Source organism: Neobacillus sp. DZ-9, from assembly GCF_059587065.1.
The window spans coordinates 416,973-441,487 of the sequence record NZ_JCAIOL010000001.1; the positions used below are offsets into that span (position 1 = coordinate 416,973).

General features: G+C 37.4%; 31 protein-coding genes and 1 riboswitch. Of the genes, 17 read left to right on the plus strand and 14 right to left on the minus strand.

The genetic code is table 11. From position 1 onward, the window contains the following. The first annotated feature begins 92 nt into the window (after window positions 1-92). The 14 genes from phoU to AC59HZ_RS02125 all read left to right on the plus strand — a co-directional run bounded on the left by phoU (window position 93) and on the right by AC59HZ_RS02125 (window position 11,979). Window positions 93-752 (plus strand): phosphate signaling complex protein PhoU, encoded by a 660-nt coding sequence (gene phoU / locus AC59HZ_RS02060; protein WP_496544238.1) that lies wholly within the window; start codon window positions 93-95, stop codon window positions 750-752. A gap of 161 nt (window positions 753-913) precedes the next feature. After that, window positions 914-1,474: a DUF4912 domain-containing protein gene (locus AC59HZ_RS02065; RefSeq protein ID WP_496544239.1), complete on the plus strand. Its 561-nt coding sequence runs from the start codon at window positions 914-916 to the stop codon at window positions 1,472-1,474. Beyond that, window positions 1,467-2,702, plus strand: coding sequence for a glycosyltransferase family 4 protein (locus tag AC59HZ_RS02070; RefSeq protein ID WP_496544240.1), 1,236 nt, complete (start codon window positions 1,467-1,469; stop codon window positions 2,700-2,702). The genes AC59HZ_RS02065 and AC59HZ_RS02070 overlap by 8 nt, the downstream gene beginning before the upstream one ends. Window positions 2,703-2,740: 38 nt before the next feature. Next, window positions 2,741-3,373 (plus strand): hypothetical protein, encoded by a 633-nt coding sequence (locus tag AC59HZ_RS02075; RefSeq protein ID WP_496544241.1) that lies wholly within the window; start codon window positions 2,741-2,743, stop codon window positions 3,371-3,373. A 54-nt stretch (window positions 3,374-3,427) separates the two neighbouring features. After that, complete coding sequence (gene rpmG / locus AC59HZ_RS02080) at window positions 3,428-3,577, plus strand: 50S ribosomal protein L33 (RefSeq protein ID WP_015594975.1); 150 nt, start codon at window positions 3,428-3,430, stop codon at window positions 3,575-3,577. 54 nt (window positions 3,578-3,631) lie between these two features. Then, entirely contained in the window at window positions 3,632-4,198 is a 567-nt protein-coding gene (locus AC59HZ_RS02085; RefSeq protein ID WP_496544242.1) for a 5-formyltetrahydrofolate cyclo-ligase, read from the plus strand. Then, the gene (locus AC59HZ_RS02090; RefSeq protein WP_496544243.1) at window positions 4,198-4,983 is read left to right on the plus strand and encodes a DUF92 domain-containing protein; all 786 of its coding nucleotides are present in this window, start codon (window positions 4,198-4,200) and stop codon (window positions 4,981-4,983) included. Before AC59HZ_RS02085 ends, AC59HZ_RS02090 begins: the two co-directional genes overlap by 1 nt. A gap of 125 nt (window positions 4,984-5,108) precedes the next feature. Continuing rightward, entirely contained in the window at window positions 5,109-6,062 is a 954-nt protein-coding gene (locus tag AC59HZ_RS02095) for an L-lactate dehydrogenase (protein WP_496544244.1), read from the plus strand. A 60-nt stretch (window positions 6,063-6,122) separates the two neighbouring features. Continuing rightward, window positions 6,123-6,320 carry a protein YqgO gene (gene yqgO, locus AC59HZ_RS02100; protein ID WP_430066499.1) on the plus strand — a complete coding sequence of 66 codons (198 nt, stop codon included), beginning with the start codon at window positions 6,123-6,125 and terminating at the stop codon, window positions 6,318-6,320. Between the two features lie 88 nt (window positions 6,321-6,408). Then, entirely contained in the window at window positions 6,409-7,956 is a 1,548-nt protein-coding gene (locus tag AC59HZ_RS02105) for a rhomboid family intramembrane serine protease (protein ID WP_496544245.1), read from the plus strand. A gap of 303 nt (window positions 7,957-8,259) precedes the next feature. Further along, window positions 8,260-8,466: a YqgQ family protein gene (locus tag AC59HZ_RS02110; RefSeq protein WP_496544246.1), complete on the plus strand. Its 207-nt coding sequence runs from the start codon at window positions 8,260-8,262 to the stop codon at window positions 8,464-8,466. A 15-nt stretch (window positions 8,467-8,481) separates the two neighbouring features. Continuing rightward, window positions 8,482-9,456: an ROK family glucokinase gene (locus AC59HZ_RS02115; protein WP_496544247.1), complete on the plus strand. Its 975-nt coding sequence runs from the start codon at window positions 8,482-8,484 to the stop codon at window positions 9,454-9,456. 99 nt (window positions 9,457-9,555) lie between these two features. Beyond that, window positions 9,556-10,743, plus strand: coding sequence for a M14 family metallopeptidase (locus AC59HZ_RS02120; protein WP_496544248.1), 1,188 nt, complete (start codon window positions 9,556-9,558; stop codon window positions 10,741-10,743). 93 nt (window positions 10,744-10,836) lie between these two features. Further along, the gene (locus AC59HZ_RS02125) at window positions 10,837-11,979 is read left to right on the plus strand and encodes a YqgU-like beta propeller domain-containing protein (protein WP_496544249.1); all 1,143 of its coding nucleotides are present in this window, start codon (window positions 10,837-10,839) and stop codon (window positions 11,977-11,979) included. Between the two features lie 31 nt (window positions 11,980-12,010). Here the strand turns inward: AC59HZ_RS02125 and AC59HZ_RS02130 are convergent, their stop codons facing one another. Beyond that, complete coding sequence (locus tag AC59HZ_RS02130) at window positions 12,011-12,187, minus strand: DUF2759 domain-containing protein (RefSeq protein ID WP_496544250.1); 177 nt, start codon at window positions 12,185-12,187, stop codon at window positions 12,011-12,013. A 106-nt stretch (window positions 12,188-12,293) separates the two neighbouring features. Further along, entirely contained in the window at window positions 12,294-12,770 is a 477-nt protein-coding gene (locus AC59HZ_RS02135) for a hypothetical protein (protein ID WP_496544251.1), read from the minus strand. 94 nt (window positions 12,771-12,864) lie between these two features. Between AC59HZ_RS02135 and AC59HZ_RS02140 the strand changes: the two genes are divergently transcribed. Both AC59HZ_RS02140 and AC59HZ_RS02145 read left to right on the plus strand, forming a co-directional pair. Beyond that, entirely contained in the window at window positions 12,865-13,500 is a 636-nt protein-coding gene (locus tag AC59HZ_RS02140; RefSeq protein WP_496544642.1) for an MBL fold metallo-hydrolase, read from the plus strand. Between the two features lie 113 nt (window positions 13,501-13,613). Then, a complete protein-coding gene (locus AC59HZ_RS02145; protein ID WP_496544252.1) occupies window positions 13,614-14,735 on the plus strand; it encodes a class I SAM-dependent methyltransferase in 1,122 nt (373 codons plus the stop codon). A gap of 40 nt (window positions 14,736-14,775) precedes the next feature. Here the strand turns inward: AC59HZ_RS02145 and AC59HZ_RS02150 are convergent, their stop codons facing one another. The 12 genes from AC59HZ_RS02150 to AC59HZ_RS02205 all read right to left on the minus strand — a co-directional run bounded on the left by AC59HZ_RS02150 (window position 14,776) and on the right by AC59HZ_RS02205 (window position 22,877). Next, window positions 14,776-15,018 (minus strand): DUF2626 domain-containing protein, encoded by a 243-nt coding sequence (locus tag AC59HZ_RS02150; RefSeq protein ID WP_430071726.1) that lies wholly within the window; start codon window positions 15,016-15,018, stop codon window positions 14,776-14,778. 82 nt (window positions 15,019-15,100) lie between these two features. Next, window positions 15,101-15,799, minus strand: coding sequence for a helix-turn-helix transcriptional regulator (locus AC59HZ_RS02155; RefSeq protein ID WP_496544253.1), 699 nt, complete (start codon window positions 15,797-15,799; stop codon window positions 15,101-15,103). A gap of 231 nt (window positions 15,800-16,030) precedes the next feature. Then, window positions 16,031-16,216 carry a YqzE family protein gene (locus AC59HZ_RS02160; protein WP_496544254.1) on the minus strand — a complete coding sequence of 62 codons (186 nt, stop codon included), beginning with the start codon at window positions 16,214-16,216 and terminating at the stop codon, window positions 16,031-16,033. A 60-nt stretch (window positions 16,217-16,276) separates the two neighbouring features. Continuing rightward, the gene (comGG, locus tag AC59HZ_RS02165) at window positions 16,277-16,660 is read right to left on the minus strand and encodes a competence type IV pilus minor pilin ComGG (RefSeq protein WP_496544255.1); all 384 of its coding nucleotides are present in this window, start codon (window positions 16,658-16,660) and stop codon (window positions 16,277-16,279) included. Further along, complete coding sequence (gene comGF / locus AC59HZ_RS02170) at window positions 16,657-17,130, minus strand: competence type IV pilus minor pilin ComGF (protein ID WP_496544643.1); 474 nt, start codon at window positions 17,128-17,130, stop codon at window positions 16,657-16,659. Before comGF ends, comGG begins: the two co-directional genes overlap by 4 nt. After that, the gene (gene comGE, locus AC59HZ_RS02175; RefSeq protein WP_496544256.1) at window positions 17,081-17,413 is read right to left on the minus strand and encodes a competence type IV pilus minor pilin ComGE; all 333 of its coding nucleotides are present in this window, start codon (window positions 17,411-17,413) and stop codon (window positions 17,081-17,083) included. Before comGE ends, comGF begins: the two co-directional genes overlap by 50 nt. Then, window positions 17,397-17,837, minus strand: a complete 441-nt coding sequence (gene comGD, locus AC59HZ_RS02180; protein ID WP_496544257.1) for a competence type IV pilus minor pilin ComGD — start codon at window positions 17,835-17,837, stop codon at window positions 17,397-17,399. The genes comGE and comGD overlap by 17 nt, the downstream gene beginning before the upstream one ends. Further along, window positions 17,834-18,136 carry a competence type IV pilus major pilin ComGC gene (gene comGC / locus AC59HZ_RS02185; protein WP_496544644.1) on the minus strand — a complete coding sequence of 101 codons (303 nt, stop codon included), beginning with the start codon at window positions 18,134-18,136 and terminating at the stop codon, window positions 17,834-17,836. The genes comGD and comGC overlap by 4 nt, the downstream gene beginning before the upstream one ends. 33 nt (window positions 18,137-18,169) lie before the next feature. Next, window positions 18,170-19,201, minus strand: a complete 1,032-nt coding sequence (gene comGB, locus AC59HZ_RS02190) for a competence type IV pilus assembly protein ComGB (RefSeq protein WP_496544258.1) — start codon at window positions 19,199-19,201, stop codon at window positions 18,170-18,172. After that, window positions 19,188-20,294: a competence type IV pilus ATPase ComGA gene (gene comGA, locus AC59HZ_RS02195; RefSeq protein WP_496544259.1), complete on the minus strand. Its 1,107-nt coding sequence runs from the start codon at window positions 20,292-20,294 to the stop codon at window positions 19,188-19,190. The genes comGB and comGA overlap by 14 nt, the downstream gene beginning before the upstream one ends. A 125-nt stretch (window positions 20,295-20,419) precedes the next feature. Beyond that, a complete protein-coding gene (locus AC59HZ_RS02200; protein ID WP_496544260.1) occupies window positions 20,420-21,211 on the minus strand; it encodes a YqhG family protein in 792 nt (263 codons plus the stop codon). Continuing rightward, window positions 21,189-22,877: a DEAD/DEAH box helicase gene (locus AC59HZ_RS02205; protein WP_496544261.1), complete on the minus strand. Its 1,689-nt coding sequence runs from the start codon at window positions 22,875-22,877 to the stop codon at window positions 21,189-21,191. The genes AC59HZ_RS02200 and AC59HZ_RS02205 overlap by 23 nt, the downstream gene beginning before the upstream one ends. A gap of 166 nt (window positions 22,878-23,043) precedes the next feature. Continuing rightward, window positions 23,044-23,132: riboswitch (glycine riboswitch) on the plus strand. A gap of 261 nt (window positions 23,133-23,393) precedes the next feature. Here AC59HZ_RS02205 and gcvT point away from each other — a divergent pair. Beyond that, a complete protein-coding gene (gene gcvT / locus AC59HZ_RS02210) occupies window positions 23,394-24,497 on the plus strand; it encodes a glycine cleavage system aminomethyltransferase GcvT (protein WP_496544262.1) in 1,104 nt (367 codons plus the stop codon). The last annotated feature ends 18 nt before the right edge of the window (window positions 24,498-24,515 follow it).

Consider the following 24,515-nt stretch of genomic DNA (forward strand, 5'->3'; position numbering starts at 1 on the left):
ATTAGATTCTACTTCTATAATTTTTTCAAATCCTAAAGATTCACGCACAGAAGGCTATATTACTGGAAGATTCGGATGATGAGGTGACGAATATGAGTACAAGAGCAAATTTTGATAATAATTTGAAACAGTTAAAAGAATTACTTTTAAAAATGGCTGATAAATCGGAGCATGCAATTAAAGAAGCAATGATTGCTCTAATTAATCAGGACATCGAGAAGGCAAAGCTTGTAATTAATGGTGATAATGAAATCGATGATTTGGAACACGAAATAAATGATAAAGCATTATTACTAATTGCTAGAGAGTCTCCTGTCGCATCAGACCTAAGGAAAATTAATGTTGCATTGAAAGTATCGTCTGAAGTAGAGCGAATGGCAGATATGGCTGTAAATATTGCCAAATCTGCTGTGCATATTGGCGAAGAAAAGCATATTAAAGAACTTGTTGATATTCCTAATATGATGGAAATGGCTTTAGATATGGTTTCTGAGTCGATAACTGCTTATTATTCGGAAGATATTTCGATTGCTAAAAAATGTGCAGAAAAAGATGATGAAGTGGATAAAATGTTTGGAAGGTTAATCCAAGAGCTTTTGGGTTATATTCCACAAAATCCTAACTCAACGAACCAAATTATCCAATTAGCGTTTGTATGTAGATTTTTAGAAAGAATTGCCGATCACTCTACAAATATTGCTGAGAACGTCATTTATCTTGTAACAGGTGAACGTGTTGATTTGAATGCCTAAGGTGAAGCATATTGCTTCACCTTTTTTGTCGAAGTACAAGCAAAATGCGACAATTTGCGTTTATTGTCTCCTTGCCAATGAGGTGTTACGATTAAATTACTAATTAATGAATAATTTGTTTTTTTTCGCATATAATGTGTGTTTGCAGAATGGAGGAAATCATGATTAATGAAATAATAAAAAATAAACGAACCACAAAGGATGAAAACTCCTCAAATAATCATATACCACAGACTTATATTCCTCAAACAGGTGAATTAAAAGCAAAGCTTGTCACACCTCGAAAACTATTTCTATTCTGGGATGTTTCTACTGTAGCCAAAAGAGCCATTGAATTATTTTTTAACAGCAGGTTTGAGGAACATGTCACGGTTATTAGAATTTATGATGTTACAGATTTAAACTTTAATGGAAAAAACGCTCACCACTATTTTGAGATTACAGTTCCCTATCAAAATGGTCATTGGTTTGTTAAAGGTTTGGCTGCCAAGCGCCGCTATGTTGCTGAATTAGGTATTCAAATGTCGGATACAGGCTTTTTCCCACTATTCAGGTCAAACTGTCTGCAAACCCCCGTCTTTGAAATGTCAGGCGATAATGGGCTTAATTACGACCTATTACAGTTTCACCGATATGAAGAAAGTCCCCCGAAATGGATGGATTATGTAAGCACCTATAGTTATTATATGGATGCAAAAAACTTGGTGGACAATAATGACTAGACCATTATCTGGACAAGCCGACATAAACCAACAGTCATCTAAAAGCAGGCAGTTAAAGATACTTTTGCTTAGCTGGGAATTTCCGCCAAATGTTGTTGGGGGTCTATCAAGGCATGTATTCGGATTATCTACTCATTTAGCAGAATTAGGTCAAGAAGTTCATGTTTTAACGGCAGGTAATGGGGAGCTTCATATATATGAAAAGGTACAATGCGTTCATGTTCATCGTGTTAATCCTGTTAATCAGCAGGATGACAATTTCCTATCCTGGATAGGAGGACTGAATCTCGCCATGGCGTTCAAAGCCGAAAAATTATTAGAAGAAGTCAAGTTTGATTTGGTTCATGCTCATGATTGGCTGGTTGGAACTGCCGCCATTACCTTAAAGGAAGCTCTGCGAATCCCTCTTCTTGCAACCATTCATGCAACAGAGCATGGCAGAAATAATGGAATTCATACGAAAATGCAGCAGTTTATACATGATAAAGAGCAGCAATTAATTAATAATTCCGATCAACTTATCGTTTGTAGTGAATACATGAAAGATACAATGTTGTCCATTTTTCAAGCTAAATCTGGGAAGCTGGCAGTGATTCCGAATGGTGTTGAACCTCCGTCAGCCAAAAGGAAGGCGGGCGAGATCTTTCCAGATCTAACTAAAAGGAAGTACATTTTTTCAATCGGAAGAATTGTTAAAGAAAAAGGGTTTCAAACCATTCTTGATGCAGCTGCGATTGCAAAAGAGAAAGGGCAGGATTACTTTTTTATTATTGCTGGCAAGGGACCGATGCTCGAAACGTATAGGAGGCAGGTTACTGACAGAAATTTAGAAAAGCATGTTGCTTTTATTGGCTTTATTTCGGATGAAGAAAGAAATTTCCTAATCTCTGGTTGTGAATTAGCGGTTTTTCCAAGCTTGTATGAACCTTTTGGAATTGTTGCACTAGAAACAATGATTCTCGGAAAACCAACAATTGTTTCTAAAACAGGAGGAATTAAGGGCATTGTTAAACATCTGCAAACAGGAATGCTGATGGTTCCTGGAAATGCAGAGAGCTTACTCGAGCAAATTGATTTTCTTATTAGTAACCCTCAAAAAGCTGATGAAATTGGACGGAAAGGAAGGCAGGTTGTTAATAGCTTGTATGGGTGGAAAAGAATCGCTTCCGAAACAAGCAGAGTCATGGAAGATATGTTATTAAACAAACGGGTTCATGAACAAAATTAATTAGTACCACCAAATAATTTATAAAAGGTGTATGCGATATGAACTTAACTGATTCACAAAAAAATAAACCGTTTCTTGAACGTCAAGCTTCCATTGAATTTCTTCAGTTTATTCCCGGGATTTGGGTAAATGGAAAATATTATTGGCTTCATAATTGTGCAGAAAAGGTAATTTTTGATGAAGAATTGATTGTAAAAGTAAAAAATGAACCGATTCATTCAAAAATTCGTTTTTCAAGTGTATATGTAAGTAATCACAGTAATCATAAAAAAGAGATCAAAGTCTTAGCAATGCACCATTATGCAAATATCAAACAGGACAATTTAACTTTTGTGTCGCCGACGGATAATAGAATTTTTCATGTTGCAGATAATGGTGTTTTTCTGGTTAACTCTAAATTCGAGGGATATGGTATGAAAGAATATACTACCATCCCACAATGGTCAGCGTATACGGATCAAATTTGGAGTTCATTGCATAAAGGCAGCCTAAAATATCAGCCGATGGCTGGTGGACCTGCTGCTAGTATTTTCACCATTAACATGTCATTGGATCAGCATGAGACGAAAAAAATGAATACTTGGACAATTGCCGGAACGAGCAAAAATGAATTGATTTCAATGGAGCAAGGACTTTTAAAAAACACACTAGCATTTCCTTTTGAAAAATGATATTATAGAAAAGTCGTATGAACGAACTAGCTTAATCGTTTGGAGGGAAATAACATGCGTGTTAATATTACGTTAGCTTGCACTGAGTGTGGAGACCGTAACTATATTTCAACAAAAAATAAACGTAACAACCCAGATCGTCTTGAGCTTAAGAAATATTGCCCAAGAGAAAAGCGCACAACAGCACACCGTGAAACAAAATAAGCAGTAGGGCTTCCTGCTGCTTTTTTTGTTGTCTAAAAATGGAGGTCACTATTAATGAATGATAAAAACTACCTTCGTAATCAAATGAAAGAAACACTTTCAAAGCTTTCAAAACCCATTTACGAGGAATATTCTTATAAAATTGCCAGCAGGTTATTTAATGAGGACGATTGGAAGCAAGCAAACGTGATTGGAATCACTGTTTCAAAACGGCCAGAGGTCGATACATATCAAATTATTCGAAAAGCTTGGGAAGAAGGAAAAACGGTTGTAGTTCCTAAGTGTTACCCGAAGGAAAAAAGGTTATCATTTCGAACCTTAACTCAATTTTCGCAGTTAGAATCCGTGTTTTATGGCTTATACGAACCCATTGTCGAATTAACAGCCGAGGTGAATCCTGCCGATATTGACCTTTTAATTGTTCCTGGATTGGCTTTCACAATAGAAGGGTTCCGCTTGGGCTTTGGCGGCGGCTATTATGATCGCTTTTTAACAAAGTTTCATGGTAAAACTTTATCACTTGCCTTTAATGAGCAAACGATTCACCAATTTCATGTCGAGGAGCATGATATTCCTGTTTCGAAAATTGTTACTGTCGAAGGAGTCATTCAAATAACATAATGGCGGCAATATTGATAATGGGGGTGATCCTTATTTCCGGTTCATCGGGATATTTACTTAATTCCTTAACCAAGTCAGGAGCGATTGGGGCAATTTTGACTGGACTTGCAGTTTATATTGGTTTTGGTATAAAGGGGCTGTTCCTGTTAGGGACTTTTTTTGCCACTTCAAGCCTTTGGTCAAAATATAAAAGTGCAGCTAAAGTTTCCATTGAGGAAAAATTAGCAAAAGGTGCGACGAGGGATTGGCGTCAGGTTGCAGCAAATGGAGGGGCCGCCGCCATTTTTAGTATCATTTATTTTTTCCTAAATGATAGTCTTTGGTTAATTGGTTTTTGTGTCGCTCTTGCAAGTGCTAATTCGGATACATGGGCTTCTGAGATAGGAAGTTTAAGCCGAAATAATCCAATATACATACGAACCTTTAAGCGAATTGAAAAAGGGACCTCTGGGGCAATCAGTTTATTAGGAAGTGCAGCAGCAATAAGCGGGTCACTTTTGATTGCTCTCTTTACTATGATGTTATTTCATATGCCTGTCTACGAGAGTTTGATTATATTTTTGTTTGGATATTTAGGGAATGTCATTGATACTTTAATTGGTGCCTATTATCAACAAGAATATAGATGTGTTAACTGTGGAATTCATACTGAAAAAATGGTTCACTGTGGTAAGCCATCTACCCGCATTAAAGGGGTATCCTTTGTGGATAATGATATGGTTAATTTTCTTTCCGGTTTAATAGCCGCAATCTTAGCGATTTGGGTCATCCATCTTTCTTTATAATTGTTAACAAAATTGTTAAAGAGATAACGGTTTCATTTGATTTTTACAGTAAAAAAAGATTGTAAATTGATATACAATCTAAGTGTAAACAAAATATCCGAACCGATTTGTAAGGAGGAATTTTTATGTTAAATCGTGTAAATAGAGTGGCTCTTATTGGGACAGGGTTTGTGGGCTCAAGTTACGCATTTGCTTTATTAAATCAAGGCATTACTGAAGAGCTTGTTTTAATCGACTTAAATAAAAATAAGGCAGAAGGTGATGCAATGGATTTAAATCATGGCTTACCCTTTGCACCTTCTCGAACAAAAATCTGGTACGGCGGCTATGAAGATTGCGGGCAGGCAGATCTTGTAGTCATTACTGCGGGTGCTAATCAAAAGCCAGGGGAAACCCGCCTTGACCTGGTTGAGAAAAATACAAGAATTTTTAAGGGGATTGTTGAAGAAATTATGTCTTCGGGTTTTGATGGTATTTTTCTAGTGGCAACCAATCCGGTGGATATTTTAACTTATGCTGTTTGGAAGTATTCCGGGCTTCCAAAAGAACGGGTGATTGGCTCAGGTACGATCTTAGATACAGCTCGTTTTCGCTTTTTACTTGGAGATTATTTTGACGTTGATACTAGAAATGTCCACGCTTATATTATTGGCGAGCACGGTGATACAGAACTGCCAGTTTGGAGTCACGCCGATATTGCAGGTACTTCGATCTCTGAATGGACAAAAAATAAAGAAGGATTCAATCAAGAAGAACTTGATAAAATCTTTTTAAATGTACGGGATGCAGCCTATCATATCATTGAGCGAAAAGGGGCTACCTATTATGGCATTGCCATGGGCTTAGTAAGATTGACGAAGGCAGTATTACAAAATGAAAATTCTGTTCTAACTGTTTCCGCATATTTAGATGGTGAATATGGTCAAAAGGATATATACATTGGAGTACCTGCTGTGGTAAACCGTAACGGCATTAGGCAGATTGTTCAGCTTGATTTAAATGATGATGAAAAAGAGAAATTTACACATTCTGTAAATGTATTAAAGAAAACAATGGAACCTGTTTTTAAAAATATTTAATGGTTTAGAATTGGATAAAAAAGTTATCATCTTCACAGAATAATAGCAGGAGGGATGATAATGTCTCGAATGTTAACATCAATTTTAATGATAGGGTCAATTGGTTATTTTGTATTTCGTTACCGTTATCGTTTGATTAATGTCTTGCTAGGTTCTAGCTGGATGCGGAGAATTGCGGTGGGTTCCATAATGAGTTTGCCAGGTGTGAAACGAAAAATGATGCAATCTGTATTAGGAGGAGGACCATCTGAATGGTGAAAACCACAGATGGTTTTTTTTATATTAATGTACCGTGTTCAATTCGTTTATAATGAAGAAAAAGAGGTTAATAGAAAGTTGATGAGAAATGAATTATAAAGAGGGTTACATATTCTGGGAGTTGGCCTATGCGTTAATAGCAGACCATGGCTACAGAATTATTCAATTATTTGAGAATCAAAAAGAGCTCTGGCTTGAAAAATTAGAAAATAAACATGCCCCAATTATTAGAATGCTCCTTCATGATTTAGATTGGAGCAATGCGATGCAAAGAGATATCGAGTTTACCGCAGCGAATGGGGAAAGAGTCCGGAAGCAAATTGGTCGTCATGAATTACTTGTAGTAAACATTTATGTCAGTCAATATCCACCTGTAGATGATTATCAATACCGTCTTTCAACTCCATATGTGAATTCAGAGGCCAAAAAAACGACAGTTCGTTCGATATTATTAGCAAAGGATGCATATGACTCAGGGTTCCAGCAAATTTCCGCTTTGCTGCAAAAAGACGTTCAATTTCCAATTAAAAATGAAATAACAGAAATAGAAATTGAAGCGCTTAAGAAAACAGCTTTTGGGCTTGCCGTTCAAAAGGTGAATTCAGAAAAGGCACTTTTCATGCAAGGGAAGCCATTTATTACTTATATTTTACTTATTATGCAAATTGCGGTTTTTCTCTGGCTTCAACTGCATGGTGGAAGTACAAATACTGCAACACTTATTAAATATGGAGCAAAAATGAACCAACTAATATACGAAGGGGAATGGTGGAGGTTTATTACTCCCGTATTTCTTCATATTGGATTTGTTCATTTGGCCATGAATTCTCTTGCATTGTATTTTCTTGGAACGACAGTGGAACGGATATTTGGCAATGTTCGTTTTTTATTAATTTATTTGTTTGCTGGAGTTACTGGTGTTATTGCCAGTTTTATATTCAGTTATAATTTATCAGCAGGGGCAAGTGGTGCTATTTTTGGCTGTTTTGGGGCATTGCTCTATTTCGGGGTAAACTATCCTAAATTATTCTTCCGGACCATGGGATTTAATATAATTTTTGTACTGGCAATCAATCTCATGTTTGGGTTCTCTTCCTCAGGAATTGATAATGCCGGGCATTTAGGAGGGCTGTTTGGAGGATTCCTTGCTGCAGGGATTGTACATTTACCTAAAAAATGGAAGCCGAGATTGCAAATATTCATTTTCATTATTTCAGCTATTGTTTTATGGGTGTCGTTATATTATGGATTTAGCAATTCTTCAAAGGCCATTGGTGAAAAATCAGCTATTTCGATGGCACAAGAGTATATTCATCAAGAAAAGTATAATCAGGCATATGATACATTGAAGAATTTCGAAGAGACGGCAGCCAATCCTTCTGAAAAATTATATTTAATCTTATCCTTCGTTGAATATAAGGAAAAGTTGTTTCCGTTTGCAAAAAATCATTTGCAAACGGTGTTAAAACTACAACCAAATACAGCTGCAGCCTATTATTATCTGGCATTGGTAAACTTAAATGAAGATGATATTAAGGAAGCCGAAACCAATGCAGAAAAGGCACTTAAATTAGAACCAGATAATCAAGATTTTGCAAAACTCGTCCAGTTTATCCAAGCAAATGGAGGAAAGTAAGCCTTATATTTAGGCTGTGATAAAGCCAATTATTGATTTTTAAAGATTGTTGATTGGAGCGGAAGGCGCGAAGACTCCTGCGGGAGTACGGGGCAGGGGAGACCCAGCAGGCGCCAAAGCGCCGAGGAGGCTCCCCGGCACGCCCGAACCGCACGCGCCTGGAGCGCAAATCAACACCTTAGTTTAACACAGCCTTTAAAATAACCATTGTTCAAAATATATTTCCTTGAGGAGAAATGTAGCATACGGTATACTTTTTCTATAATATTATTTCCTCCATTTAATAAACTAAGGGGATCCTAGATGAAAACCGTTTATGAAATTCAACAATTTTTAAAGAGCTTTGGTACGATTATTTATATCGGGGATAGAGTCGCTGACCTAGAACTCATGGAAGCGGAATTAACTGAGTTGTTTCAAGCCCAATTAATCGAGCAAAGGGAATATCAAACAGCCCTATTAATTTTAAGACAAGAAATACAATTTCAAAAAGAAAAAAGTCAATCATAAAGATAGGTGAGATAAATGTCAGGTCAGTGGATCGCAGGTGTTGATTTGGGTGGAACAACGACTAAAATTGCTTTTATATCAATGGATGGAGTTATCGTACATAAATGGGAAATTCCAACAGATAATTCGAACGAAGGTCAAAACATTACTTCCAATATTGCAAAATCAATCATTGAAAAACTAAATGAGCTTGATACCAACCTAGAACAATTAGTTGGAATTGGAATGGGAGCACCAGGTCCAGTAGATTATGAAGCTGGAATCATTTTAAATGTTGTCAACCTGGGCTGGAAGGATAACTACCCACTTAAAGAAAGCTTAGAGGCAGCAACTTCCTTGCCAGCAGTAATTGAAAATGATGCAAACTGTGCGGCATTAGGAGAAATGTGGCAGGGTGCAGGTAATGGAGCGAATGACCTGGTTTGTGTCACCTTAGGAACAGGTGTTGGCGGTGGTGTCATTGCAAACGGAAATATTGTTCAAGGGGTTAACGGTGCTGCGGGAGAAATTGGCCATATCACCGCTATTCCATTTGGCGGGGCTCCTTGTAATTGTGGAAAAACAGGCTGTTTGGAGACTGTTGCCTCAGCAACTGGCATCGTTCGCATGGCCAATGAAGCACTTTTAAAAGGCGGATCAAATGGGGAGTTAGCTGAAAAGCATGCAGCAAATGGAAATATTACGGCAAAAGATGTTTTTGATTCTGCCCGAAATGGAGATTTATTGGCTAAAAAGGTATTAGAAGATGTTTCATTCCATTTAGGATTTGTTTTGGCCAATATAGCAAACACCCTTAATCCTGAAAAAATTGTTCTCGGCGGCGGTGTATCAAAAGCCGGTGATATTTTATTAAAGTCTGTCAGAGAAAACTTTGAAAAATATGCTTTCTCATCTGTAAAAGATTCTACTAAGCTAGCGGTTGCTACATTGGGAAATGATGCTGGAGTTCTTGGAGCGGCATGGCTTATAAAAAATAAATTAAACCTATAAGATAATTTGGATAATGCCTGCATATTTTGCAGGTTTTTTCTTTTGAAATCATTTTTTCTAATCTCTTTCATATGTTCATATAAAATGGAGGGAGATATTATGGAGATAATTGTACGCTCCGGAGATACCTTGTCATATTTGAGTAATTTGTTTATGGTACCGCTCGATCTCATAATCGATTCTAACCCGGATGTCGACCCAGTTCATTTAAAAGTCTCTGAAAAAATACTTTTGCCGGGATTTATTTCTGTACCATATTCCATTAAAAAAGAGGATACCTTTTGGAAAATAGCGCAATCTAAAAATTTAGCCGTTGATGCCGTTCATTTATTAAATCAAAACCTGAATTCAAAACAGTTAATATTGGGTGAAACGATTTACTTGCCTGAAAGGATTACTAAACCCAATATAACAGCAAAAGCTGGCTGCGATTATAAGAGTTTAGTTAAGATTATTAATCATTTTCAAAAGGTATACCCATTTATAAAAGTTTCTGCAATAGGAAGCAGTGTACTTGGAAATTCGATTCAGGAAATTCGGATTGGAAAAGGTACTAAAATAGTACATATGAATGCCTCTTTCCATGCGAATGAATGGATTACAACTATAGTGCTGATGCATCTGTTAAATCAGTTTCTCCTCTCATTAACAAATGGAAGCTTAATGGGAGGGAGGAATGCTCTTGAACTATACCAAAATGTAGAATTATCTATCGTTCCAATGGTTAATCCTGATGGCGTGGATTTGGTTTTAAACGGACCTCCTATTAGTTTAAGGGATGAAGTCATCAGCATTAATGAAGGTAGTGATGATTTTATTCATTGGAAAGCCAATATTCGAGGAATTGATTTAAATAATCAATTTCCGGCTAACTGGGATATTTGTAAACAAAACAAGCGGCCCAAATCACCAGCGCCAAGGGACTATCCAGGCAATTTGCCGTTAACGGAACCAGAGGCCATTGCCATGGCTGATTTGGCAAAAAATAACCTATTTAATCGTGTATTAGCGTTCCATACCCAAGGGGAGGAATTTTATTGGGGCTATGAGGGCTTTGAACCTGCTGAATCAGAGACGATTGCTAAAGAATTTGAAAAAGTCAGTGGATACGAGGCGATTCGCTATGTAAATAGCCATGCAGGATATAAGGACTGGTTTATTCAGGAGTTTAAACAGCCAGGTTTTACGTTGGAGTTAGGAAAGGGAATAAACCCCCTGCCGCTATCGCAATTTCCAGAAATATTGAAACGGGCCGAAGCAATATTTTTAGCTGCCCTTTATTTATAAATTTAATAAGCTCAATACTTGTATTGTCCGTTTATTCTCATTAAAATTAATAACATTAATAAATAAGCCGAAGAGAGATACAAGGAGGGGAAGATGATTCAGTTAAATCGAATCAAGTCCTATCAAAACCATACTTTGTTCATTATATTGATTGTTATGACCCTCCTTGTTAGTGCCTGCACGAATAAGGGCCCGCAGAAATCAAAAACTTCAGCAAAACCTAATAAGAGCCAAACTCCTACTACTGAACAAAGAACAGAATGGAAGTTACCAGTATCACCACCAGAAGGTGAATTTTACAAGTTTGCCGGATGGTTCTCAGATACCGAAGTCCTCTATATAACAAACGTCGAGCAGACTTCCAATGTGTACCGATATCATTTATTAACAGGAAAAAGTGATTTAATTTATAAAAGTGAGCATCCAATTGTTACAGTTGAAATAAGTCCATCAAAAAATTATATATTGATTCATTCCGCTCCATCTTCGTATGAGGGCTTAGTAACAATCATCGATGCTAAGGGTACACAAAAACTAAATGAATCATTTTCATCCCATGAGTTAGAGTTTGATTGGAATCCATATAACGAATCACAAATACTCGTTACCAAATTTGCTGAAGATTGGACTTTCTCAGTTTCATTACTAGACTTTGAAAATTCAAAAACAAAAGAGCTGTCCATACCACAGCCATTTATAAAATGGATGAATGAGAAGGAGATTGTTTTCTTAAATTGGGATGAAAATAATCCTGCTTTATTTGCTCCACTAATCAGGATGAACCTGGATAATGAAAGTGAGAAACCTATATTTCCATCAGCCATTCATTTTTCAACATTTCGCAATTTACTTATGACCATCACGGTGAATAAGCAGGATCAATCGAGGGCTGTCTATTCCTTCTATGACCAAAGGAATAAAGAAATATATTCATTCTCAATTCCGCAATTGACTAAGTTTTCTGATTGGCTAGTTCCTTTTTATGATTACAATGAGAGGAAGGGACAATTTATTACTCTCCAACCGCTGAGCAGTGGTGAAATTGATTCTTATAGAAGTGGTTTTCAATTAGCATTATATGATGTTAAAAAGGGGAGCAAAAAAGTAAAGATGAAGGGTTTAGAAAACGAGCCCATCACTATTTCCCCATCCGGCGACGCCTTGTTATTTGGAAACAGTTTTGAAAATATTATCGATTTAAAAGCAAAGAAAATATATAAGATGATAAAAGAATGACAAAAAAAAGACTGTCGAATGACAGTCTTTTTTAATGTGTTCCAGTTGGGAAACCGTGTTCAACAATAGTCATAACGGTAAACCAGCCGAAAACAAGAAAGGATGCAACACCCCAAAATGCAGCTAGCATGTTTTTATCCTTTAGTGACCTTAATCCTCCAAATGCAGCGATCACGGTAACAAGAGCAAAAATGATAACCAAACCCATGAGAAATCCCCCTTTATAAGTAATAAGCAGGCATGAAGCCTAAGTTTGAAAGAAAATTATGTAACAATATTATATACATTCGATTCCTATTTTATATTTTTTTCTTTCATTTGTCGAGGGCAAAAGTGACAACAATCTGATATGCCCTGGCAATTTTCTGAATCAGTTCAATATTGTGCTTCTCAATAAAGAATAAGGCTGAACCATTTTCCGTTGTTTCAAACACCAAATGCTCCTCAAATTGATACATCGCCATTTGAATGTCATTTTGATTTCCCTCGGTGATAAAGAAGGGAATGATGTCAGACGCAAATAGACCGCAATGGTCTTTGTCTAATTCAAGTGCATAATCCTCAAAAGTTGTGCTCTTCTTACCATTTGCCACAACGAGTATCGGGTGGATATGTTCAAAAAGACCAGCCACGTCTAGTAATTCTTTAGCAAGGTCCGCCTCCTCATCTTTAAGGTAAATAAAAAAGTTTCGAACATACCAATCAATGTTGGTCTCTTGAAATAACAAATCACGAAATTCTGGGAAATCGGCAATTTCAGAGTTAGCTTCGACTGCCAAAGCTCTTATCATTTAAGTATCCCCCTTTTTAAGGCAATTCTTCCGCCTTCCTAATTAATAGTGTAAAATAATTGTATCTCAATTCCAATTTGGAGGAACAATGAAAATGAAATGGCAGCAAATACCCTTAGGCAGTATTCAGACCAATTGTTATATTGTTGAAAATTCGGATCGTACTTGTTTAATTTTCGACCCAGGCGGTGAAGAGAAAAAACTGATCAATGTATTAACAAAGAGAGGCTTAAAGCCTGCTGCAATTCTGCTTACCCATGCGCACTTTGACCATATTGGCGCAGTAAATGAATTAAGAGATTTTTATAACATTCCCGTCTATGTCCACAAACAAGAAGAAAAATGGCTCGGAGACCCTGGGCTAAATGGATCAGCTTTCTTTAGGCTAATTGAAGAAATTCGGGTAAATCCCGCCGATCATCTTATAAAAAATGAAGGTGTAATGAAAATCGATAATTTTGAGTTTACTGTTTTTCATACACCAGGTCATTCACCAGGAAGTGTTTCTTATTATTTTGAAAAAGACGGATTTGTCATCTCAGGCGATGCTTTGTTTCAAGGCAGTATCGGTCGCACAGATCTTCCAGGGGGAAATCAGGACCAACTGCTAAAAAGTATTCATGACAAGCTTTTATCATTACCCGAAGAAACCTATGTATTATCCGGACATGGGCCAGCAACAACGATTGTTGATGAAATGGACGGTAATCCGTTTTTGAATGGCTTCTAAATAGAAAGACCCTTCTCCTTAGGAGAAGGGTCTTTCTGGGGGATGTTCTATTCATATTAATGGGAGGGGATATTGTTAAGCTACTAACTTTACAATATAATAAAGTTTTCACTATGTCAATAGTGTTAATTAAAGGAGCAATGATGGATACATATTTAAAGCATCTAATTTCTAATTCACCAAGTCGTCTTATATCCTATGCTGACTATATAGGTGCAGTCCTTTACCATCCGCAATTCGGATATTATATGAAAGATAAACAAAAAATTGGGCGACAAGGCGACTTTATTACCACGAGTAATATCTCAGATGTATATGGCAGACTAATCGCTAAATGGTTTTCTAGACTATGCAATACAGCGAACATCGAACCTATATTTTGCGAAATTGGGGCAGGTAATGGTCGATTTGCTCATTCTTTCCTGCAGGAATGGCATGACACAATCAATACACCCTTACAATACATAATTGTGGAAACAAGTCCCTTCCACCGAAACTTGCAAAAGGAATTATTAAAAAATTATCCCTCTGTGATCCAAATAGAGACCTTGATGGAGCTCCAAGCCTTTGATGGGGTGATTTTTTCCAATGAACTCTTTGATGCACTACCGGTTCACGTCATTGAAAAAAGGCAAGGCCAGTTATTCGAAGTTATGGTCGGATATCAAAGTGAGGGTCTTGTAGAGCAAAAGATACCTTTAGAAAATGAAGATATTCTCCGCTTTTTACAAGAAAGCGATTTGGTGCTCAGAGACAATCAACGGATGGAGATTCCCATAGCGATGGAAAAAATGTTGCAGAATATCTCTAATGTAATTACCAAAGGATTTGTTGTGACGGCGGATTATGGTTATACAAATGAAGAATGGATGAATCCCCGAAGGGCTGAGGGAAGCTTGAGAGGATATCATCAACATAGGCTGATAGATAATGTCCTAGAAAATCCAGGTGAAATGGATATTACCACGCATATCCATTTTGATTATCTTATCCAAAAAGGGGAACAAGTAAGTTTACAATTGTTAACAAAACTTAGGCAGGATGAATTTTTACTTAAAACTGGTATTCTTAAGGAACTAGAAGACCATTATGACCCCAATCCTTTTTCAGAGGTTAGCAAAAGGAATAGAGCTATACGCAGTTTGATCATGCCATCGGGGATAAGTTCTTACTTTCATGTTATTATTCAACAAAAAGGTCTTCATATAAGTGAAAGTGATCTATTCTCCTTATAAAAAATAAAAACGCCGGTTTTAACGGCGTTTTTATTTTTTCTTATTCTCCTCCACCTAGTGGCATCATGAACGTTGTCCAATATGTAAAGCCAGCGAAGAAAATAGTTAAATATGCTCCGAAAACATACAAATACATACGCTCGGAAAGTTTAAGATAACTTAACAGAACGAAGAATCCTGTTTGGGCTAAGAAAAGCAAAGCTGTCTTATCCAAATCACCAAGATATAACATAACGGTGAAAATGCCCGTCCAGAAACCACAAACTCTGAACATGCGATCCATATGTATCCCTCCTTTTACCCTACGATACCATCATTACAATATTATAAAGAAAAGGAGGTGCAATGTAAATAATGGTTTCGAATTAGTTTGTGACAAATGCCTGATAAGAACAGGTTTCACAACCGGAAATCATATTTTCCCTTTCAATTAACTCTACCGATTCAAAAAGAGCTCCAAACATTCCTTTTAAAAATTCATGGTGCATACTGCAAACTGTTTCCGTATGCTCTTCAGCCACTTCTTTAAAAGGACAATTGAAAATTTGGAAGTATATTTTTGTTTTTTCGCCATTTGCTTCAAATTCCGGATAGAAACCTGCAAGTGTTGCTGCACTCTTTAATATATTTAGCTTTTGCTCGAATTCTAATTCTTCACCAAGTGATCTTTTTGTCATTTCCTGCTCAATAATTTCTGCACCAAAGCGTTTTCCTGTTAAGAAAAGGGCTTCTCTGCCAGCTTCCCCAAGGGAAATCATCGTTTGAATCGCCACCTTCGAAAGGAGCATATAGTCCCGGTATGGAAAATGCAGCTGAATGACATCATCAGATAAGCGATATAATCTGCTTGGTCTGCCGCCTTTGCCCGTTTTTTTGGTTTCAGATGCCAACATGTTAACATCTTCAAGCTTTGATAAATGCAGCCTTGCCACATTTGGATGAATATTAAAATTATCCGCTACTTCTTGAACAGTTACTTCTTGATGGCGTTTCGTAATGTATTGATAAATGTAGTACCGCGTTGGATCTGACAAAACGTTTGTAATCTTTAAAGTTTGTTCCATCTCTTGTTCACCTCGGACCCCCATAATTTATTCCATTATAATACAGCAATAATAAAGAAGGAATGAGGTTAACAAGGTAAACACTATATGTTTAGAAAATGTTCACAATTATAGACTTTATATTGTAACAAAATAGAAATTTGGGTTGGAATTGAAGGCGAGGGTGTAAAGTCAATGTGATTTTATTGGAATGTTTGGTAAAAAAGAGAAGCTGTCATTAACGACCGCTTCTTACATTTTCCTTCTTTTCTTAACTTCGGAGTATAGGATATAAGGGAGTATTCCAAACCATCGATACCAAAAGGAAGCTCTTCCGTCCTTACGCTCTTGACGTATACGTTTCCTTTCCTCTTTTGGCTGGTCTGCATATTTAACAATGGTTTGTGTCATATATTTTACATAATCATTCGTTTTCATGGACACACCTGCCTTTTTGTACACATATAAGTATGTCCAAGATTTATTGTTTCAAACAAATTAATTCATTTCTACCCATTTTATTAACTTTTTTGTTCTTGTATCAAAATAACCTATCCCATATGCCGTTTCTCCAGAGTACTGGGTAAGCGTAAAATTGACCTTTTGAACATACCCTGAAGGCGCTTCCGCCTGATATCCCATATTGCCCTTTTGATAAACGAGCGTTCCTTTTAAAGGAATCATTCCGACAGATTGAAACAAATTCTCAATTTTTTTCACAGCTGAAAGGAAATAATATTCTTCCTGCAGGATTGTGGCCGTTTCATGAACCATTTTTCTTTCGGTTAGTAATTGTTCAACATGGATTGAGAAAAACATAAGAAAAAGGATGAGCAGGCAAAGTGTTAAAGGATATGTAAATCCACTTTGACTATTTTTCATGGAGCGGCATTCCAATTTACTAAGGAATAAGCAATTACCGAGTAATCTTTTCCTGAAAGATCCTTAACCGTTACTTTTACTGAATTGTTTTGGATGGTAAAGGAATACTGAGATACATTTTGCAAAAGAATTTCATGTCCGGTGGAATTGACCCTCCTGCGCAGATTGGAGCCATATTTCTCATACTGAATCGTATCCGCGTCCTTTGTCAGGATTAATCGGCCAGAAATTACTTGGGCCTTAGTGGACAATCGGATTTCTTTTTTTATTTGACTGCAAAAAACTTCCCACTCCATTGTTTGTAATTCTGCTTTCAAATCGTTACTGTTAAGCAAAATTTGAAAAATAGGCATCATAAAAAAAGCAAGGACAGAAAAAATGGAAAGGGCAATGAGCACTTCGATGAGCGTAAAAGCTTTATCATTCAAGTTGGCTGCATATTTCTGTTTGTTTATGGAGTGAACTGTCATCAACTCTTACGCACACCTCCTTGGACTTGCTGTTTTCAGTCCAACTGATTTGGTACTCAATGCTATTGTGATTAATTGAATAATTTACAAAATCGGGATTATTAACTAATTTTGCTTGTAGTTCCTCAAACATGATCTGCCTGGCCTTTTTTTCAATTTCCAGTGCTCTAGATTGAGCTCTTATATCAATGAATAACGGTATAAAATACAGACAAATCATTAAAAGGGCTGAAAGCGATAATAATAGTTCCAGCAAAAAAAATCCATTATTGTTCCGTAACATAAAACCGTCCCTTTCCAATCAAAACGGTCATGACATAATCATTTTTTTGAGTGTGAATCACGAAGGAACCAAATTTATTCACATTTCCGTCTGGAAGGAATTTGAAATAAAAAGGGAGAGTGCCTTTCGTAAGGTAAATGTTGGTTGAATATGTTCTCTCAACTATGGACGGGATCTCGGTCCGCAAAAACATATAATACTTATACTCACTTGGGATAAAAACTACCGAAACTTCATGTTGATGGGAGATGGCATAGTTCTGAGCATAATATAAGTCTGCCTTCAATTGGGTAAAAAACGCCGCCTCTTCTAATACAGCCTGCTGTGGTTTTAAAGAAATGGTTGTAACTAAGGAAAGGATCATAAAAATGGAGAGAACTACCAAGGACTCAGCTAATGTAAATCCTCTTTGGTTGTTCATCATGATGAGGCAACTGAAACATTTCCTTCTGCATCGATGACAACATTCTTGCCGTTAGGACAGCCTTGAACTTCTTTTAAATATCCTGCTGTTTCCAGTTTAGTAAGGGTAGGAACCTCGTTATGTTCTATTTCGTATGCCTGAACCTGGGCTTGGACCATTTTTACATAAGCTTCACAGCCTTTGTTATTGATATTCGAATTATGTTTTGTGACATTCGGAATCGTAATCATTAATATTACTGATATGACGAGCATAACAATCATCATTTCGATTAAGGTGAATCCTTTTTCGTTTTTCATTTTTTTAATGATCATTTTTATAACCTCCATTTGTTAAATTCCATCCATTAGATGAAACATTGGTAATAAAATTGACAGATACATCGACACAACAAGTAGTCCAATAAATAAGTAAAGAATTGGTTGAATGGTTTTTAAGCTTTTTTCAATTATTTCCTCCATATTTGACACGCAATGCTTGCTGAAAAAAAGCAATTCCTGCTCTAATTTTCCATTTTCTTGGCCATGTTTCACAATCATTGGAAATTCTTTTTCAAAAAACGAAAAAGAGGCAATAATCGTCTCTAATTTTTCTCCGGTAACAAGCTTTGATTTAATCGTCTTACCGAGCTCGCTATAAAAGGGCTGTTTTTCATTTTGTTCAAAAAGTACAAGAGCTTCTGAAACTGAGATTCCGCCGGATAAAAGGAAACTTAATTGAATGGAAAAGTAGTGGGTAAACAGCAATTTGAGGATTCTGCCAGCAATAGGTATCCGAACAAGAAGTTTCCGTTGTTTAAGAATAGAGTATTTTCGGAAGATGAAGAAGAAGTAGATTGCTGTTAGGAATAATAGGGCGAGCAATGTCTCAATAAAGACAGGAAAATTATGGTCAAAGGCGTAGATGACCTTTGTAAAGAAATTCTCTTCAAGGCCAAGTGATGTAAACAGGGTTGTAAATCTTGGAAGCAGGGTATTCTCTACAAACACAAAGAGAAACCCAGTGATCAAGATTAAGATAAAAGGATATTGAAGTAGTTTTAACAACTTATGTAAATCCTTGTTCTTTAATTGTGCAAGACTGCTTCCTTCAAGCAGAGCTTCCGCAAAGCTGCCGTGCTGTTCAGCAAAATAAACATAACCAATTAATTCTTTGTGAAACCCGAGTATGTCCAGTGCCTCATGAAAAGGTAAGCCTTTTTTTAACTCTACTAAACAATCATTTAATTCCTCCTTTCTAGATTTTGATAAATGCAATGATATGGACTCAATTGCAGCTGCAATTGGATACCCCCTGGCTAAAAGTTCACCAATTCTCTTTAAAAAGGCAGCTTGTTCGTTAACAGACCATTTACGTTTTTTCATGATCGTATACCAGCCGGTCGTATTCAGATTCTTGAATATATCCAAGGGCAATGCCCTTTTTTATCACGTCTTTTATTGTCCGATAATGCGTTTCTATGTTCTCACCTTTCGCCGCTTTCATAGTATTGCTTAAATTTCTTCCTGATAACAGCTCAAAGACACTGGCTCTTTTCCATCTTCCATCTGAATAACATAATGGCGAACAATCTCCCTCACAATAGGGGCAAGTAAGCTCAACTAACCTTTGCCCGGTTATGGCAATTAATGTTTGCTCTACCTCTAACCAATTGACACCGAATTCACGGAGGCGGTAAACTGCACCTTTTGCATCCCTCGTATGCATCGTCGAAAGCACTAAATGCCCTGTGAGAGCTGCCCTAACGGCAATTTTAGCTGTTTCAGCATCCCTGATTTCCCCAACCATTATAATATCAGGGTCATGACGAAGAATGGCCTTTAAACCGGCTGCATAAGTGACGCCTGCTTTTTCATTGACCTGTACCTGCAGAACAGAGTCGTAGTTTTTTTCTATTGGGTCTTCAAGGGTTATGACATTGCGATGGAATAAATGGGCAGTTTCATTCAAAAGGGAGTAAAGTGTGGTCGTCTTGCCGCTGCCAGTTGGACCTGTGAAAATAATTAATCCATGAGCGTGTTTGAGAAGTGCTAGCAATTTTCTAGTCATAGAAGGGAATAGTGAGAGCTGATGAAAAGGAATTTGTTCCTGCTGAGGTAATAGCCTGATCACAAGACTTTCTCTGTTGTTAGATGGAAGAGTGGAAAGTCTAAGGCCCATTAATTGTCCGTTGACCTCGCAAAAAATAGCTCCGCTTTGCGGGCGTCTTCTTTCTCCGATATCCATATTGGCTGTAAATTTAAAGTGTGAAATTAGTCTGTCGCATTCTTCTTTTGGAAGTGATAGTCGGGGAATGAGCTTGTTAGTTAAACGAATCTGGACAAGAGTGTCTTTCTTCCGTGGAATAATATGTATATCTGTCGCCTGGTTTCGGGCTGCATCTGTGATGATCCTGTTTGCTAAAATTTCAATTGAGCTAACAATGGGTAACACCACCTTATTATTTTGTCTTTGCATATATTTCGACATGGTTCTCTCTTTTCCTTCTAAAATTTTAAAAAAAATAAACTTTTTTGTAAAAATATTTGAAGAGGGTGTCAGGCACCATGTGAAATTTTCACATGGTGCCTGACACCCTAGGATTAAATTGCTTTTTCAGTTAAGTAGAAAAGCCCCCCGTTGATGAAGGAAATGTTTATTTTTGGTTCGTATTGCTCCTTTAATGCCTGTTTTTCTGTTTCGTAGCTTTCATTTTCTTCTTCGGCATCTTCATAGAAATGTTCTAAAAGACGTAAATCCTGTTCCCAGCGCTTTCTCGCGTCATCCGCCCAGGAATGGTCATCATCCTCAATCATCGCTTTAAGGTAATTTTCGATTCTTGACATCCCGCTTTTCGGCTTTACTAATGGTGATAGGGTAAAGGAGTAATCCGGTATTTTAGGGGTCAGCGGTATTTTCTGCAGCCTGTCATGGAAATCCTCCACCATCTGCCCGTTGATCAGCTGCAAACCAATAGACTTAAAAATATCTCGTTTCCGATCACATTGATAAGAAATTTTAACATTCATACAGAGCCAAGGCATCAAAGGTGTTTGGCTGCTGCCGTGTTGATGGTTTTCATAAAGCCGAATATAGCTGGCCAAATTTTTCGTCGATTCAAATATTTGATGGAGCCGAGGGGAGCCGAAATGAATAATCTCCCCTCTCATATTCTCAGGGGCCGCTTTTTGATTAGTAATAAACGTCAGCTTCATCGGATTTGGAATTCCGCCTGTTTTTTCTAAATAATGCCAGTAAAAAGGGCGGTTCATTAAAGCTTTATCAAGTTCGATTGTAAGCTGAACAGTTATATACCCTGGCTTATTCTCTACAATCGGACAATCATTTGCTTTAAAATAGTTCAAAAGAAAGCTATGAATTTCCTGCTGCTGCATGTGAATCTCCTTTCTTCATACTTTCTGCAAATTCAATCATCGATGATAAATTTTCCATTTTGATGCGCATTTCACCTTCTGATGCGGACTGTCCAAAAATATCAATTAAATGATCCTCAATATTGCCGAATTCCAGTTTTGTGAGAATATCATCGAGCTCGCCGATGACCTTCTCAAACAAATGAATTTTTTCATACAAAAGCTTGAGAATATGCTCTTCAACCGTGTTCTTTATCGCAAAATTATAGATCATAACATCCTTTTCCTGCCCAAGGCGATGAATCCGTCCAATCCGCTGCTCTAGTCTCATCGGGTTCCAAGGCAAATCAAAGTTAATGATATGATTGCAGAATTGCAGATTAATTCCTTCGCCGCCTGCTTCTGTTGCAATTAACACCTGGGCGTGCTTTTGAAACAATTCGCGCATCCAGTCTTTTTTACCGCGTTTAAACCCGCCGCGAAAAGGGACTGAGGAGATTCCATGCTGCTTTAAATACCATTGCAAATACAACTGGGTTGCACGGTATTCCGTAAAAATAATGACTTTGTCATTCGCTTTTTGAATTAACTCAAGTGCTTTTTCTGCCTTCGAATTTTGCTGAACAGCTTCCACCTTTTTAATTAAATACTGGATTTGTTCTTCAAAAGCCTGAGAAGGATTTTCCTTTTTCTGCAGCATGTTTTTAAGCGTATAAAAAACAGCTTCTCTGCTGCTGCAAGCTTCCCGCTGCAGGGTCATGACCGAGAAAGCACTTGTCTGGACCCAGTCACCATCGCTTTTTAGGTCTGTAATCGACATATACAGCTCTTTTTCCGGTTGTGTAAATTCGATGGGAATGGTTTCAACATGCCGCTTCGTCCATTCAATTCCCGTATCGGCACGGCGGTTCCGAATCATAACTTTATTGACCAGTTCTTTTAAATGCTCATCATCATTTAAGGAACGGGAATCGCGTTTGTATTTTTCGTAGAATGCAGTTTCGCTGCCTAAATGACCTGGCTTAAGGAGTGAAACAAGGTTAAAAATTTCCTCGATTCTATTCTGAATCGGAGTGGCGGTCAACAATAAACAAAATTTCTTTTTTAGATTCTGAACAAATTCATAGTTTTTTGTTTTATTATTTTTCAATTTATGGGCTTCATCGATAATGATAAGGTCATAATCCTGCTGGTAAATAATGTCCCGATGCGGATTTCGCTTCGCTGTATCAATCGAGGAAACCACCACATCGCACTGTTCCCATACATAGCTTTTCCTTTGGGTGATGGCAGGAATAAAAAACTTGCTATTCAGTTCAATAGCCCATTGGGTAACTAATGAGGCGGGAACAAGGATCAATACTTTTTTTACCAGTCCTCGAATCATGTATTCTTTTAAAATCAACCCTGCCTCAATCGTTTTCCCAAGTCCGACTTCATCGGCAAGTATTGCTTTTCCATTCATGTTTTCAATAACTTGCTTAGCGGTTTCAAGCTGGTGTGGCAATGGTGTTAAATTAGCCAGATGATTCGGTGCCTGAAGGCCCTCGAATTCAGGAATGACAAGGTGTTTTTCAACCCCTATCGCCAGTTTAAAAAGCTCCCAATTTCCCCAAGGACCATCGTTGTCAATTCTTTGCAAAAAATCATCCTGCCATGAGGAATCAAATTCAATTTCGACAGACATCGTTTCAGCTCCTGTTCCTGCAAAAGTTCCTTACAAAAGTTATTGCTCAATGTAATGTTTTAATGGTAGGATGATAATAGCTTTGAAAGTTTTAAATATTTTAATAAGGTAATTTATTTTAGAAGTATAATTAGTATGACCAAATTGGAAAATATTATAAATGCGGATGATAACAAGGGGAGAGACTACCTATGTAGCGCCGAAGGAGCAAGCAGTCCATGTGAATCTCTCAGGCAAAAGAACTCTTGTTTGACGCGGCTCTGGAGAGTGCTGTATAAATTGGGCAGCCACCAAAGGGGAAAGCCATTCCAGGTTAAACTTTCAGGTGCAAGGACAGAGACCTTCTTTCGTTTTAAGGGAGGTTTCTGTCCTTTTTTATGTTTTCCTTTGTCAAAATACTTTTTTAAATGCGAAATCAGAATAATATTTTTCCTGATTTTGTTAATGGGTTAATCTCTGTTAAAGAGTCAATTTTTACGAATAATGAACATGTAAAAGATTGAAGGGGGATTTAAGATGACTGAATTGAAACGTACTCCACTGTTTGACGTTTATAAGGAATACGGCGGGAAAACGATTGATTTCGGAGGCTGGGAGCTGCCTGTCCAGTTTTCAAGCATTAAGGATGAGCATGAAGCTGTAAGAACAAGGGCTGGATTATTCGATGTTTCCCATATGGGGGAAGTAGAAGTAAAAGGTGCTGACAGCTTAAATTATTTACAAAAGATGATGACAAATGATATTTCAAAAATAAAAAACGGCGGCGCCCAGTACACAGCAATGTGCTATGAAAACGGCGGTACTGTTGATGATCTGCTCGTTTATAAGATTGAAGATAATCACTATTTATTGGTTGTGAATGCATCCAATATTGAAAAGGATTATAAATGGCTTGTAGATCATTTAGACGGCGATGTCAGCCTTGAAAACCTTTCTGAAAGAACGGCACAGCTCGCCGTTCAGGGACCTCTAGCTGAAAAGGTACTTCAAAAGCTTACGGATACTGATTTAAGTGGAATTGGCTTTTTCAAATTTCAGCAGGAAGTGCTCATAAATGGAAAAAAGGCACTAGTATCTAGAACCGGATATACCGGGGAGGATGGCTTTGAAGTATATTGTGATTCTGCAGAAGCCGCACTGCTTTGGAAAGAAATTTTAAAAGCAGGAGAAGAAGAAAGGATTCTCCCATGCGGATTAGGCGCACGCGATACTCTTCGTTTCGAAGCGGTATTAGCACTCTATGGCCAAGAGTTATCAGCGGAAATTTCTCCACTGGAAGCCGGTATTGGGTTTGCGGTGAAATTAAATAAAGAAGCAGATTTCATTGGGAAAGAAGCTTTAAAGCAGCAAAAAGAAAACGGCCTCCCACGAAAATTGGTTGGTATCGAAATGATAGACCGAGGAATTCCTCGTCACGGCTATCCTGTCTATAAAGGTGAAGAATTAATCGGAGAGGTTACGACTGGAACTCAGTCTCCAACCTTAAAGAAGAATATCGGACTTGCGCTAATTAAGACAGAATTTTCTGGTCTTGATTCAGAGGTAGAAGTGGAAATTCGCGGTAAACGCCTGAAAGCAACAGTAGTTCCAACACCTTTTTATAAAAAAGAAAAGAAATAACAGAAGGGAGCTAGTTTT